The 13,641-nt window shown below is 70.1% G+C and carries 10 protein-coding genes and 1 pseudogene; 6 read left to right on the top strand and 5 right to left on the bottom strand.

The genetic code is table 11. The annotated features are described in order from the left end of the window. Window positions 1-24 precede the first annotated feature (24 nt). Window positions 25-192 (top strand): hypothetical protein, encoded by a 168-nt coding sequence (locus tag ACIOHC_RS22265; protein ID WP_389636701.1) that lies wholly within the window; start codon window positions 25-27, stop codon window positions 190-192. 127 nt (window positions 193-319) lie between these two features. On the opposite strand, the gene ACIOHC_RS22260 is transcribed toward ACIOHC_RS22265, so the two are convergent. The 5 genes from ACIOHC_RS22260 to ACIOHC_RS22240 all read right to left on the bottom strand — a co-directional run bounded on the left by ACIOHC_RS22260 (window position 320) and on the right by ACIOHC_RS22240 (window position 7,155). Continuing rightward, window positions 320-1,519: a hypothetical protein gene (locus ACIOHC_RS22260; RefSeq protein ID WP_389636702.1), complete on the bottom strand. Its 1,200-nt coding sequence runs from the start codon at window positions 1,517-1,519 to the stop codon at window positions 320-322. A 30-nt stretch (window positions 1,520-1,549) separates the two neighbouring features. After that, window positions 1,550-4,915 (bottom strand): protein kinase, encoded by a 3,366-nt coding sequence (locus ACIOHC_RS22255; RefSeq protein WP_401843645.1) that lies wholly within the window; start codon window positions 4,913-4,915, stop codon window positions 1,550-1,552. A gap of 49 nt (window positions 4,916-4,964) precedes the next feature. Then, entirely contained in the window at window positions 4,965-6,176 is a 1,212-nt protein-coding gene (locus ACIOHC_RS22250; RefSeq protein WP_401843643.1) for a hypothetical protein, read from the bottom strand. A gap of 245 nt (window positions 6,177-6,421) precedes the next feature. Next, the gene (locus ACIOHC_RS22245; RefSeq protein ID WP_401843641.1) at window positions 6,422-6,724 is read right to left on the bottom strand and encodes an alpha/beta hydrolase; all 303 of its coding nucleotides are present in this window, start codon (window positions 6,722-6,724) and stop codon (window positions 6,422-6,424) included. An 80-nt stretch (window positions 6,725-6,804) separates the two neighbouring features. Beyond that, complete coding sequence (locus ACIOHC_RS22240) at window positions 6,805-7,155, bottom strand: hypothetical protein (RefSeq protein ID WP_401843639.1); 351 nt, start codon at window positions 7,153-7,155, stop codon at window positions 6,805-6,807. Between the two features lie 180 nt (window positions 7,156-7,335). Between ACIOHC_RS22240 and ACIOHC_RS22235 the strand changes: the two genes are divergently transcribed. From ACIOHC_RS22235 to ACIOHC_RS22215, 5 genes and pseudogenes are all read left to right on the top strand, one after another. Further along, window positions 7,336-8,043, top strand: a complete 708-nt coding sequence (locus ACIOHC_RS22235) for a sensor histidine kinase (RefSeq protein ID WP_401843637.1) — start codon at window positions 7,336-7,338, stop codon at window positions 8,041-8,043. A 116-nt stretch (window positions 8,044-8,159) separates the two neighbouring features. Next, window positions 8,160-8,827: pseudogene (locus tag ACIOHC_RS22230) on the top strand (response regulator). A 152-nt stretch (window positions 8,828-8,979) separates the two neighbouring features. Continuing rightward, the gene (locus ACIOHC_RS22225) at window positions 8,980-10,002 is read left to right on the top strand and encodes an alcohol dehydrogenase (RefSeq protein WP_351074685.1); all 1,023 of its coding nucleotides are present in this window, start codon (window positions 8,980-8,982) and stop codon (window positions 10,000-10,002) included. A 564-nt stretch (window positions 10,003-10,566) separates the two neighbouring features. Further along, a complete protein-coding gene (locus tag ACIOHC_RS22220) occupies window positions 10,567-11,436 on the top strand; it encodes a TetR/AcrR family transcriptional regulator C-terminal domain-containing protein (protein ID WP_389636707.1) in 870 nt (289 codons plus the stop codon). A 163-nt stretch (window positions 11,437-11,599) separates the two neighbouring features. Next, on the top strand, window positions 11,600-13,633 hold the full coding sequence (locus tag ACIOHC_RS22215; protein ID WP_351074689.1) for a M4 family metallopeptidase: 2,034 nt from the start codon (window positions 11,600-11,602) through the stop codon (window positions 13,631-13,633). The last annotated feature ends 8 nt before the right edge of the window (window positions 13,634-13,641 follow it).

Genomic DNA, 13,641 nt, shown 5'->3' with positions numbered 1-13,641 from the left:
AACCAGCCCAGCCCCTACCAGGGCGTGGACGCCGGGAAGTGGCCGATCGCCGTCGACTCCGGTGACATCACCAAGGCGTACTTCCAGGACCCGGAGACGCGCGTCTGGCACGTCCTGGACTGGGAGCACGCGGCGGCTCTCCACGGTCCGGTCAGCCGGGAGGCGCCCACGGAGGGACACGCGACTGCCTGATCGCCGACGCCGTCAGTGTCCGGCCCGTCCGCGCCGTCCGCGACGACGCGGCTCAACGCCTCGTCGTGGACGGGGACGTTGCCCTGTAGCGCGTCGCAGTGGCAGCAGCCGTTGGACAACTGCGGCTTCACAGTTCGATGAGCCGGCTGTAGCGACTGCGGACGGCATCGCGCTCGCTGTCGGGCACAGGGTCGACCGCCAGAGCGATCGGCAGGAAGCCGGCGGACGGGCGGGGGCCGCTGTCGAAGCGCGCTCTCGCCGCGGCGATCTCCTGGTAGGTACCGATGGTGATGCGTCGTTCCGACGTGAAACTCGGCTCGCCGACGCGGCTGACGACGAACCCGCCGTGGCCGAAGACCTTGCGGCAGCTGTCCATGATGCGCCGAGCCGTGCCATCGTCATGGGTCATCACGTGCAGGGGCCCGGTTCCCCAGCACAGCCCGGCCACCATCGACACCACCACCAACAGGTCGCGCCCCGTCGGGCGAGGCAGGGCCCCGAGGGTGCTGCCGTTGCGGTAGAGCATCAACGTCATGGCGATGTGCTCCTCGCCGGGCACGGAACCCATGCCCCTTCGGACCACTTCCATGACCGCCATCAGGGCCTCCGGGTCGACCTCGGGCTCAGGACGTTCGACCGGGACCAGTGAGAACAACACCTCATCGCTGCGCGACAGTTCCCTGAGGCGTGCTTCGGTGACGGCGTCGTGCTTCGGGTCGACCGCTGTGGTCACCCCGACCAGGACATTCCCTGCTGTCCGTACTCGGGAGAGTCCGGCCGCGGAGATCTCCGCATGCCACGAAGTGCCTTCCAAGGGACCGCTCTCGGCCAGCACGGTCAGCCGCGTCGGTTCGAGACGCGCCTTGAGCCCTTCCACGTCGCGGGCCGACGAGGCCTGCCCGGGCGAGACGAATCCGGCACCCGCGTACGTGTTCAACGTGCCGATGCTCCAGGCCTTGCCGAACATGTTCGCCAACGCGTTCGTCCGGATCAGCACCGCCGCCTCGCACGACGGGTTCACGAGCAGCACGGGCGTCCCCCCTTGCCAGTCCACCACGCACGCCCGCCACGTCAGGTTGACCTTGAGGTTCTGGGCCTGCTCAGGCGTGTGGTGCACCCATGCCGACGGGCGGCATTCCTGATGATGGAGGGTGGCGAAGAGTCCGACGTTCACGTCGTCGATCGCGAGGTTGAGTACATCCGCGCCAGTGATCTCTTCGCCGCAGGTCAGGCAGTCCACGGGCACCAGGTTGTTCCGCAGTCTGTCCATCGTCTCGGTGCCGAGCTCCGCGCGGATGTCGTCGGCGACCTTGAGTTCATTGCGCATGAGGTTCCCCCAGGTTCTTCATGGTCGGGTTCAGGAGTGCGGCACGCTGAACTCCCAGTCCAGTTCCCACAGGCTCGCCGTGCCGTCGAGCCCGCCGACGAGCAGGTACCGCCCGTCCGGCGTCACCTGCAGGTCGAGCACCCCGCTCTGCCCTGTCTCAAGGGTGTGCACCACGTCACCGGTTCGGACGGACCGGACCGTCACGGTGCCCGCCAGATCGCCCGCGAAGACGAACCGGCCGTCCCGGCTCAGCGCCAGGCACACCAGCCGGTCCGACTGCTCGGCGAACGCGTGCACGCGATCCCCGGTGCCGGTCCACATGCGCAGGTACGGCGCTTCGTCCCCGCACGCGACGATCAGCCGGCCGTCGTCCGACACGCGTACGTCGCGCGGGGCATAGGCGTCATCGACCGGGATGTCGAGCAGGCAGCTGCCGTCGGCCAGGTCCCACAGCCGCAGGGAGTCGTCCGCCCCGGAGACCGCGGTGCGCCGGTCCGCGCTGATCCAGACGGCGTTGACGCGCGAGGTGTGTCCGGTGAGCGTGCGCAGGCGCCGTCCACCGGCCAGGTCCCAGACGTGGAGTACGTGAGCGGTGTCGGCCGCGACCACCCGGCTGAGGTCGGCGGAGATGGCTGCCGACGTGAGGATGTGCGGGTCGTCCGGGACGAGCGAAGCGACCTCCGCCCCCTCTGACGTCGACCAGACACGCATGGTTCCCGAGGACATCACTCCGGCAGCCCTGCGGCCTCCGGCGTCGAGCCTGGTCGCCAGCACCCCGTCGTCGAGGTCGAACAGTGTCGCACCGCTGTGCAGATCCCAGACGTTCGCCCCGAAGAGAGTCCCGCACGTCGCGTATCGACCGTCGTCGGAGAGACTCGTCCCCACCCTGCGCAGTGAGGTACCGGGGACGGACATCGTCCGTCTGATCCACGCCGTACGCAGTCCGGTTCGGGGGAACTGGTCCGCGAGTTCGCGCCAGGCACGGAGGAGCCGCACGTCACGCTCGTAGCCGGGTAACGCGCGGGCCTCTCCGAGAAGTTGGTGTGCGGAGCGGTAGTGGGTGGCGGCGATGGCCACCTCGGCCCGGGCCGTCAGCTCGCGCGCCCGGTCGCCGAAGTGGGTCAGGTCGACCACTGGACGGGGGCGGCTCACGCGCAGTGCGGCCGTGTACCGAACAGGAGCGCACAGTTCCCAGGAGCGGACGGTGTTGTCCGCGGCGACCGACCGCGCGTGGCGGCCGTCCGGGGAGAGCCAGACCGCGCACACCCCCGCCGTGTGCCCGTGCAGCGTACGAAGGCAGCGCAGTTCGGTGAGATCCCACAGGCAGACGGTGCCGTCCTCGTTCCCTGTCAACGCCCAGCGGGCCTCCTCGTCGAGAGCGAGCGCCGTGATGCCGGGGAGCGTCGTCACGCGACGCTCGCACTCGCCGGTCCGCACATTCCAGACCCGCACCATCGCGTCGTCACTCGCGACGACCACGCGCGCGCCGTCCGCGGTCCACGCCATGGCCGACACCCGCGCGCAGGATTGCGTGAGCGCACGGGAGAGGTCCGCGGAGCCGGGGCACACGAGATGCAGGCGGCCTTCAGTGTCTCCGTGGTACACGAGGAGCATGGCCCCGTCGGGGCTCACCTCCGCCATCGAGAAGGCCGCGCGTTTGTCCAAGAGCGCTCGGAGAACCAGCGCGCCGCGTGGCGCCGTCGTACCCTGCTGGAGATTCCAGCCGAGCAGTTCGCCGTCCCCCGTCACGGCATACGCTCTGGCCTGGTCAGGGGAGAGGCGTAGGGCACGGACGGTCTCGTTTCCGACCGGGGTGTACATACGGAGCGAGCGCCCTGTCGCGAAGTTCCACAGGCGGATGCACTCACCGCGGGCGAGCGTGAGCCCGAATGTGCCGTCGATGCTGCTGACATCGGCGGACCAGACCCCGCTGTTCCGGCAGCTGTGGAGACACTCCCCCGTGGACGCGTCCCACAGACGGGTCGCGCCGCTCGCGTCTCCGCTGATCACACGTGTTCCGTCCCGCGTGAATCCGGCCTGGCCGAAGGGCGGGAGGCCCGGGTCCGGGTACCAGGGCACGGACGTCGTCCCGGCGGCGGAGAAGTGACCGAGGTCCGGGGAGTCCAGAGCCTGCCGCGCGGAGCGCGTCTCCGGTTCATCGGCATGGTCACGCGCGACCAGTTCCAGGACCTCTCGCGCGCTGTCCACGGCGCCGCGCTCAAGATGCGCTTGCGCCGTCAACAGGTGTGCGTGCCAGGGCTCTTCGGCATGGCGGCCGGCGACGCGCAGGGCGGAGAGCATGGCGGCGTCACTGATTTCGCCGCGCCGCCACCGCAACAGTCCCGCGTTGTACGTTGCGTCGAGGTGCTGGGGATCCACTTCGAGTGCCTTGCGCAACTGGTCGTCGGCCTGCTCCTGTTGCCCGAGGTCAAGCAGGGACAGGGCGCGGTTGTTGTACTCGGCCGCCCTCAGTTCAGCCTGCGTGGGCGGTACGAGGAGCGGGGCCCCAGGGGCCAACTGGCCATGGATGGCCTCCAGTTCGCTCGCGATATCCGCCATCGAGCCGGGCCGGGACCTCGGGTTCTCCGCGAGGCAGCGGTCCAGTAGGAGAGCGAGGGATTCCGGCATCTGCCGTGTCGGTGCGTCGGCGGACGGAGAGCTGTCGTACGTCACGCGGGTCAGCGGTCCGACGGTGGTGGAGGACTGCGCCGACGCGGCCGCGCTGAACATCTCCCGCACGGACACCGCGAGGCTGTAGACGTCGGACGCCCTGCCCAGCGGCCTGCCCTGGAGCTGCTCCGGCGACGCGTACGCGGGAGTCAGACCGCCCACGGACGGACCCCCGGGGGCCGTGCTCAATGCCTGGGCGAGGCCGAAGTCCGTGATCTTCGCAACCCCGTCGACGCCGCTGTCGAGCAGCACGTTGGACGGTTTCACATCACGGTGCAACACGCCGCTGTCGTGGGCGAATTCGAGTCCGCGCGCCATCTGGCAGCTGATCCGCACGATGCGCGTGACGACCGTCTCCGGGTCCCCGGCGTACAGGGCGCCGGTGTCGATGGAATCGCGCAGGCTGCCGCCGCGAACGTACTCCGCGAACAGCCGCGGGACCCCGTTGAGCACGCGCACGTAGTAGCAACTGCAGACATTCGGGTGCAGCCCCAGGGAAACCCAGGTATGCGCTTCGGCCACGAAGCGTTCCACGTCGGTGGCGCGCGCCACGTGCTGCGGCAGCGGCGACTTGACCGCCAGGTCGATGCCCCATCCCAGGTGCCGCACACGGTGGACGACACCCATCCCTCCATGCCCTACGAGGCGGGTCAACTGGTAGAGCCCGTCGATCACATCACCGGTGTTCCACCCGGTCGACGGCTCCGCGGACGTACTCGTACTCATGTCTTCGTCTCCTCCACGCTGTCAGGCCCCGGGGGAAAGCGAGATCGCTTCAGCCGATGGAGAGAGACACGTGATCGTTGAGCACGACGGTGTCGTGTCTCTGGACAAGGACGACCGCGTCTCGACGCACATCGACGGTGTCGTCCCCGCGGAGCAGCACGGCATTGCCGGCGCCGCTCAGGTGGGTGTACGACCAGCCGTCATCGGAGAGTTCGAGGGCTCCGTGCGTGCGGCTGATGTCGGGCCGACTGATGCTGATGTCCTTGAGGCTGCGCCCAATCGTCACGTAATTCGATTCGGTGCGGTGCGTGGTCACCACGGTGTCGTCCACGACCACCGACACATCGAGGACGTCCTGGAGGGTGGGACCGCCCGCCGTCAGCTCGCCTTCGTACAGAACGCGCAGAGAGCGGGTGTCGGGGAAACGCAAGACGCTTCCGTCCGGAACAAACACGGTCGTGTCGGGGCGGATCCGCACCCCCTGGTCTTCGCCCGACACGACCGACACGACACAGTCCGAAGACTTCTGGACCCACTGGAAGCCGGGCCGCCCGTCGACGCTGTCGAACCAGCGGAAGGCCCCGACCACGGTGCCGCCGTCATCCGGCCTTCCCACGGCCGGTCCGTCCGCTGTCATGAAGAGCGGCAGGTCCAGCGGACGCCCGAGGTAGAACCGCGCCGCCTCGCCACCACGCCCCTCACGCTGTCCCTCAAGAAGCACAAGAGTGGCACCCGCTTGCGGGGAACTCTCGGCGACCAGCGGCACCCACACGCGCTGCTCCGCGGGCTCCGAGGACGTGCGCCGCAAGAAGCCGCGGGAGGCACTCACCCCCGCCGTCAATTCCAGCCAGCTGTACCGGACTTCGTCCTGACGGACGAAGAACCGGAACTCCCGACTGCCGACAACTGCACTGCGCCTGCCGGGAATTGTCCACTCCAGGTGGTCCGTTCCGATTCCGACGACGTTGCTGACCAGTTCCTGACGGCTCGTGGTCCGATTCACGCCGCCACCGACTGTGCCGATGCCCGGGGTGACCGAGACGTTCGCGCCGGTCGTCGCCTGGGTGTCTACGTACTCCACGGACGGTGACGGCGCACAGACCACCGGAGTCGGGCAGCCACGAGGCGCATGGAGCCGCGCGGAGACCACCAGGTCGAGTCCGGACCTCGCGTGCACGGACCGTACGGTGACGGGGACAGAGACGGCGAGGAAGCGCGACGCCTCACGCACCGACCCGGTGAGGCCTGCCTCTTCAAGCATCGATGCGGTCGCAGCATCGCAGTCAATCTCGCCTATGACGACCGCCGAAGCTCGTGCGGACCGGCCGCTGCCGTGTCCGTGCATCGATCAACCCCCTGTCCTCAGACTTGAGTTCAGCGCACATTCATCATGCCCGACATCACCGAGCGGGCACCATCTTGAAGTCCTCTGTGAAGATGCCGGTATGACGAGCTGTCTCGTTCTCGTGCCGTAGATCCCATGCCCCTCCCCTCCGGCGACAGTGATCATGCGGGAGCCTGCACTGCCCGGTGCATGCCCTGAGCGCCGGCCAGGGGGGTTTGGGGATCCCACTGGTTCTGCAGGATCAGTACCTCGACCTCGTTGTCGACCGTTGTCGCAAGCTCGCCGCCCCGCTTCCAGAAGGCACACGGCTTGATGTTGGACCCGAAGTCGCCGTACAGCGGATACCGGGCCTTGTCACGGATCGCGTCTCGGCGGCACTGCTCGGGGTCGCGCGGCCACGGACGGGTGTCGGCGCACAGCACGGCCCAAGCGCTCGCGGCGTCGTTGTCCGGGGGGGACGTCATGGGCGAACGCCGGTGGAACGGAGCCCGTGGCCCGCGCGGGCGTGCCGGACGGGCCGACTCCTCGCCCTCTGCCGCCTTCTTCAGCTCGGCGACCCTTTCGGCGGCTCTCTGTACGTGGAAGAACATGGCACGCAGCTCGGAGCGGATGTCGTCACCGGTGAGGGATACCTCGCCGGAGTCGATGGGCGTGCGGTGATGAGGTGCCGCAGCGTGTCACCCCCCTTGGCCCGGCACTTGTCGGCCACCGTGCGTGCCCACTCCACATCCTTCGCGAATGTCTCGGCCTTGTACGAGCGCTCGTCGTTCTTCTCGTCGTCGGTCAGACCGCAGCCGACGGGAGCGCTCTGTCCGGCGCCCCTCGGGTCGAACCCGATGAGGTCGTACTGTCTCTTCACCTTCTCGGGGAGGTTCAATTCCGGGTCGACGGGCATGTTCAGGCCCGGTCCGCCGGGTCCACCGGGGTTGAGCAGCAGAACGCCGCGACGTTCCTTTGCACTGCCTGCCTTCAGTCGGACACCGCAATATCGATCTTCTTGCCGCCGGGATCGCTGTAGTCCAGCGGCACCTTGAGAGTCGCGCACTGATAGGCGGCGGGGCTCACGGCGTCACAAGTGGGTTGGTTCCGCGCCGAGGCGGGCCTGAGTCTTTTCGGCCGGACGATGCGGGTGACGGGTGGCTGGAGCGGCTGGGTGGCGGCGCTCGGCTGCCTGCTGCTGGCGGCGGTCGTGTGCGTGGTGATCACGAACGCGCTGCAGTGGTTGGCGCCGAGGCTGTTGGGGCCGTCGTCGGCCGAGCGGCTCGCGCTGGCGGCCGAGCGGGAGCTGCGGCTGGCCGAACGCAACCGACTGGCCCACGAGTTGCACGACTCGATCGGCCACACACTGACGGCGGCCACGATCCAGGCGGCGGTGGCGGGCGAGATCCTCTCCGCCGACCCGGTGGCGGCGCGTGCCGCCCTGCGCAGCATCGAGGAGTCGGCTCGGGCCGCGCTGGAGGACCTGGACTACGTGCTGGGCGTGCTGCGCGAGGAGAAGGCGGAGACAGCGCCGACTCGGACCTTGGCCGACCTGCCCGAGCTGCTGGACCGGTTGCGGCACGCGGGCGCGGTGGTGGAGCCGGAGTTCTCGGGCGAGTCGGCACAGGTCCAGCGGACGGGCACGGACAGAGGTACGGGCCCGGGTGTCTTCCCGACGTCCGGGCACGGTCTGCCCGGCCTGGCCGAACGCGTGCGGCTGCTGCACGGTGAGATCGAGGCCGGCCCGGACGGCCCGGAGCGCTGGCGGCTGGCGGTCCGGCTGCCGGTACGGTTGCCGGCGTGATCGGCTCCGACGCGGGACAAGCCGTCACGACCGGCCCCGAGAGCTCAGCCGTCCTGACCGGCACCAGCACCAGCACCAGCACCAGCACCAGCACCAGCACCAGCACCAGCACCACGATCCCTGCCGGCACTCCCGTCACGCTCCTGATCGCGGACGACGACGAGGTGACCCGCAGCGGTCGCGCACCCTGCTCGCGGTACAGCCGGGGATCGAGGTGGTCGGGGAGGCCGTCGACGGCGTCGAGGCGGTCGAGCAGGCGCGGTGGCTGCGGCCGGACGTGGTCCTGATGGTTGTGCGGATGCCGCGTCGCAACGGGATCGAGGCCACCCGGCAACTCCTTGCCGAGTCGGCCGAACCGCCGCAGGTCGTGGTGATCACCACCTTCGAGAACGACGGCTACGTCATCGCCGCGCTCGGTGCGGGGGCCAGTGGGTTCGTGCTCAAGCGGCTTCCGGTCCGGCAGATCGCGGAAGCAGTGCGGGTGGTGGCGGCGGGGGAGGCGATCCTCTTCCCGGCGGCACTGCGCCGGATGGTCGCCGCCCGCCCGCTGGGCTCCACCGAGGCGTTGCCGCGGGCGGCGCTGACGGGGCGGGAGGAGGAGGTGCTGCGGCTGACGGCCACCGGCCTGTCCAACCCGGAGATCGCCGGGTCCCTCACGGTGAGCCTGGAGACGGTGAAGACGCACGTCGGGAACGTGCTGACCAAGCTCGGCGCGCAGAACCGGACCCACGCGGTGGTGATCGCGTACGAGTCCGGTCTGGTGGTGCCGGGCTTCGCCGGCTGACGCGCCCGGACGCGCGTCCGGTGCGCACGTCGCGGGTCCGTCCGCCGTGCGCACCGTTCGGCCCCTCGTCCGCCCCGTCCGGCGCGCGTGACCGGGGCGGAGCTGGTCTGCTGGATCCGGGGGGCGTCCGCCCATGACCCGGAGAGATCCAGATGAGCGTCTATCGAACCGCGCAGGTCGCCACCGCCGGTGGTCCGTTCGAGATCGTCGAACGCGAGGTGCCGCAGCCCGGACCCGGCCACGTACGGGTGGCCGTGGAGGCCTGCGGGGTCTGTCACAGCGACTCCCTCTTCGTGAACGGCGGGCTCCCGGGCGTGCGGTTTCCGGTGGTCCCCGGGCATGAGATCGCCGGGCGGATCGAGGAGCTCGGCGCGGGAGCGGAGAACGCCTGGCAGGTGGGCGACCGGGTGGCGGTGGGCTGGTTCGGCGGCAGTTGCGGCCACTGCACGCCCTGCAGGCAGGGCGACTTCGTGGTGTGCCGGTATCTGAAGGTGCCCGGGTGGGCGTACGACGGGGGCTATGCCGAAACGGTGGTCGCACCGGTGGACTCCCTGGCCCGGATCCCCGACGCACTGGCGGCGGCGGATGCGGCACCCATGGCCTGCGCGGGGGTGACCACGTACAACGGGCTGCGGCGCAGCTCCGCCCGGCCGGGTGACCTGGTCGCCGTGCTCGGCATCGGCGGCCTCGGACATCTGGGGGTGCAGTACGCGGCCGCGATGGGCTTCGAGACCGTGGCCATCGCCCGCGGAGCCGCCAAGGCCGACTTCGCCAAGGAGCTCGGTGCCCACCACTACGTCGACAGCACGGCGGACACCCCCGTCGCGGACGCGCTGCAGGCCCTCGGCGGCGCCAAGGCGGTCCTGGCCACCGCGGCCAACTCCGAGGCGATCTCGGCGACCGTGGACGGACTCTCCCCACGTGGGGAGCTGGTGGTCATCGGCGTGGACCCCGAACCGCTGGCCATCAGCCCGGCCCAGCTGATCATGAGCGGCAAGGTCGTCCGGGGCCACGCGTCGGGCACCGCGCAGGACGTGCAGGACACCCTGGCGTTCAGCGCCCTGCACGGAATCCGCCCGATGACCGAGACCGTGCCGCTGGACGCGGTGGACGAGGCGTACCGGAAGATGATGTCCGGCGCCGCCCGCTTCCGGATGGTGCTCACCACCCGCTGACGCACCCGGCCCCGCCCCGGGACGACGGCGCTTCACCTCGGCAGATGCGCCGCCGCCCGCTTCACCGGCCGGTGCGGACCCCGTGCCCCTGAGCAGGGCGACGGAGAGCACGGCGGCACCGGCCATCGCGAGGGCGGCTTCCGCCGCGGCCGTGTTCATGCTGTGGGTGAAAGCGCGGAACGCGGTGGGCAGGACCGTGTCCCGGATCCGGTGCGGAAGCTGCCGGGCCACCGCGACCGCGCCGGACAGCGTCTCCCGCGCGGCCTCGGGTACGGAGGTCGCGGTGCCGCGCATGTCACGGCCGTACACGGCGGCGCCGACCGAACCGAGCAGCGCCGTCCCAGGGCGCCGCCGCGTTCCTGACCCGATTCGAGGACGGCGGCGGCGGAGCCCGCCTGCTCGGGCGGCGCGGCACCGAGGGCGAGTTCATTGGCGAGCGTCATCGCGGAGACCAGCCCGCCCGCGTGGACGGCCGACCCGGCGAGTGTCATCCACAGCGGCGAGTCCGTCCCGATCCGGGTGAGCGAGAGGAAGCCCGCGGCGGAGACGAGGAACCCGCCGCCCATGACGTACCCGCGGTCGAAGCGCCGGGCGAGCGCCCCGCCCACCGGGGCGGCCACCACGACGCCGAGGGAGGGCACGGGGCTCCACATCGCCACCAAGGCGCTGTCGGCGCTGCGCCGCGAAGGCCTCGTACGGGCGGTGCCGGGGGTCGGCACGGTGGTCGCCGAACGTCCCGCTCCGGGGGTCGCCGGCGCGGGGACCGGCCCCGCCCTGGGCCGTGAGCGGATCGTGCGCACCGCCATCGAACTGGCCGACGCCGAGGGGCTTCCCGCCGTGTCCATGCGCCGGGTCGCGACCACTCCGTCCACCTCCACCATGGCGCTGTACCGCCATGTGCCGGGCAAGACCGAGCTGGTCCGGCTGATGTCCGACGAGGTCTTCGGGGAACGACCGCCGGGCGCCGCGCCCCGTGACTGGCGGCCGGGGCCGGAACTCGCCGCCCGGTGGCTGCGGTCGGTGTACGGGCGCCATCCGTGGATGGCACAGGCCGTGGCTTCCTTCACCCGGCCGACAGCGTCCCCGCACACCATGCGGTACGCGGAGTGGGTACTGCACGCCCTGGCCGGCACCGGGCTGCCGCCGTACACGAAGCTGCACATCCATCTCACCCCTTTCGCCCACGTCCAGGGACTGGCCATGGCCGGCGACATGGAGACACAGGCACGGCAGGACACCGGGCTCTCCGCCGCGGAGTGGATGGTAAGAAATGAGCCACAGTTCGATGCCATCTCGGCCAGCGGCGACTACCCGTTCCTCAACTCGCTGTTCGAACACGATGAGTTCGAGCTCGACCTGGACTCACTCTTCGAATTCGGGCTGCGACGCACGCTGGACGGCATCGCGGTGATGATCGGCGAAACGTCCGCTTAACGAACATGACCTTTACGGCAACGGACGACTTCCGGCCAACTTGTTGACGCGGTCCTGACAGGACCGTCCTCCGGCTGACACTCTTCACCCCGTTCTGCGCACTTCTCGCTCACCCCGGACGGCACGCCCTGCCGCCGGTACCCCCCTCGCAGAAGGAGTCCGCGTGAGATCCACGCCCAGCCGTCGTGCCACCGCGACCGGCGCTCTGATAGCCGCAGCAGCCCTCCTCGCCGTCGGCGTCCAGACCGGTACGGCCACCGCCACCCCCGGCACCACCGCGGCAGCGGCTGCGACCGCCGGCGCCAAGCACGGTGCCATGGCCAAGCAGCTCACCCCGTCCCAGCGTGCCGAGCTGATCCGTGAGGCCGACGCGACCAAGGCGGCCACGGCCAAGGAGCTCGGTCTCGGCTCGCAGGAGAAGCTCGTCGTCCGGGACGTCGTCCAGGACAACGACGGCACCACGCACACGCGTTACGAGCGCACCCTCGCCGGACTCCCGGTGCTCGGTGGCGACCTGGTCGTCGAGGCGTCCAAGGCCGGCGCGACCGAGAGCGTCACCAAGGCGTCCAGCGTCAGCAGCAACACGCTGAAGGCCGTGGACACGAAGGCCGACGTCGCCCCCGCCGCGGCCGAGAAGCAGGCACTCGGCCTCGCCAGGGCCGACGGCTCCAAGAAGACCGAGGCCGACCGGGCGCCCCGCAAGGTGGTCTGGATGGCCCAGGGCAAGCCGCAGCTCGCCTACGAGACCGTCGTCGGCGGCCTCCAGAAGGACGGCACCCCCAACGAGCTGCACGTCATCACGGACGCGACCTCCGGCGCGAAGCTGTACGAGTGGCAGGCGGTCGAGAACGGCGTCGGCAACACCGAGTACAGCGGCCAGGTCACCCTCGGCACCGCGCCGTCGTACACGCTGACCGACACGGGCCGCGGCAACCACAAGACGTACAACCTGAACCACGGCTCCTCCGGAACCGGGACACTGTTCACCAACTCCACCGACGTCTGGGGCAACGGCTCGCCGTCGAACGCCGAGACGGCCGCCGCCGACGCGCACTACGGCGCGGCGGAGACCTGGGACTACTACAAGAACGTCCACGGCCGCACCGGCATCCGGGGCGACGGCGTCGGCGCGTACTCCCGCGTCCACTACGGCAACAACTACGTCAACGCCTTCTGGCAGGACAGCTGCTTCTGCATGACGTACGGCGACGGCAGCGGCAACGCGAACCCGCTGACCGCCCTCGACGTGGCCGCGCACGAGATGACGCACGGCGTCACCGCCGCCACCGCGGGCCTGGTGTACAGCGGTGAGTCCGGTGGTCTCAACGAGGCGACCAGCGACATCATGGCCACCGCGGTCGAGTTCTACGCCAACAACGCCACCGACCAGGGCGACTACCTCATCGGCGAGAAGATCGACATCAACGGCGACGGCACCCCGCTGCGCTACATGGACAAGCCGAGCAAGGACGGCGCGTCCAAGGACGCGTGGTACTCGGGCATCGGCAACGTCGACGTCCACTACTCCTCGGGTCCGGCGAACCACTTCTTCTACCTGCTCTCGGAGGGCAGCGGCGCCAAGACCATCAACGGCGTCAACTACGACTCGCCGACCTCCGACGGCCTGCCGGTGACCGGCATCGGCCGCGACAAGGCCGCGCAGATCTGGTTCAAGGCGCTCACCACCAAGTTCACCTCCACCACGAACTACGCGGCGGCCCGCACCGGCACCCTCGCCGCGGCCGGTGAGCTGTACGGCACGACCAGCGCCGAGTACAAGGCCGTCGGCGACGCCTGGGCCGGCATCAACGTCGGCACCCGTGACGGCGGCGGCAACCCGGACCCGGGCGGCAAGGTCTTCGAGAACGCCACCTCGGTCGCCATCCCGGACCACGGCGCGGCCGTCACCAGCTCGGTCAACGTCACCGGTATCACCGGCAACGCGCCCAGCGCCCTCAAGGTCGGCGTGGACATCACCCACAGCTGGCGCGGTGACCTGGTCATCGACCTCGTCGCCCCGAACGGGACGACCTACCGGCTGAAGAACTCCTCGATCTCCGACTCGGCGGCCAACGTCCAGACCACCTACACGGTCAACGCCTCGGCCGTGGCGGCGAACGGCACCTGGAAGCTCAAGGTCCAGGACGTCTACACGGGCGACACCGGCAAGATCAACAGCTTCAAGCTGACCTTCTGAACCCGGAG

Origin of the sequence: Streptomyces sp. NPDC088252, from assembly GCF_044740965.1 — a bacterium.
Classification (GTDB): domain Bacteria; phylum Actinomycetota; class Actinomycetes; order Streptomycetales; family Streptomycetaceae; genus Streptomyces.
Note: the sequence above shows the minus strand (reverse complement) of the source record. Positions and strands in the feature narration are given on the sequence as shown.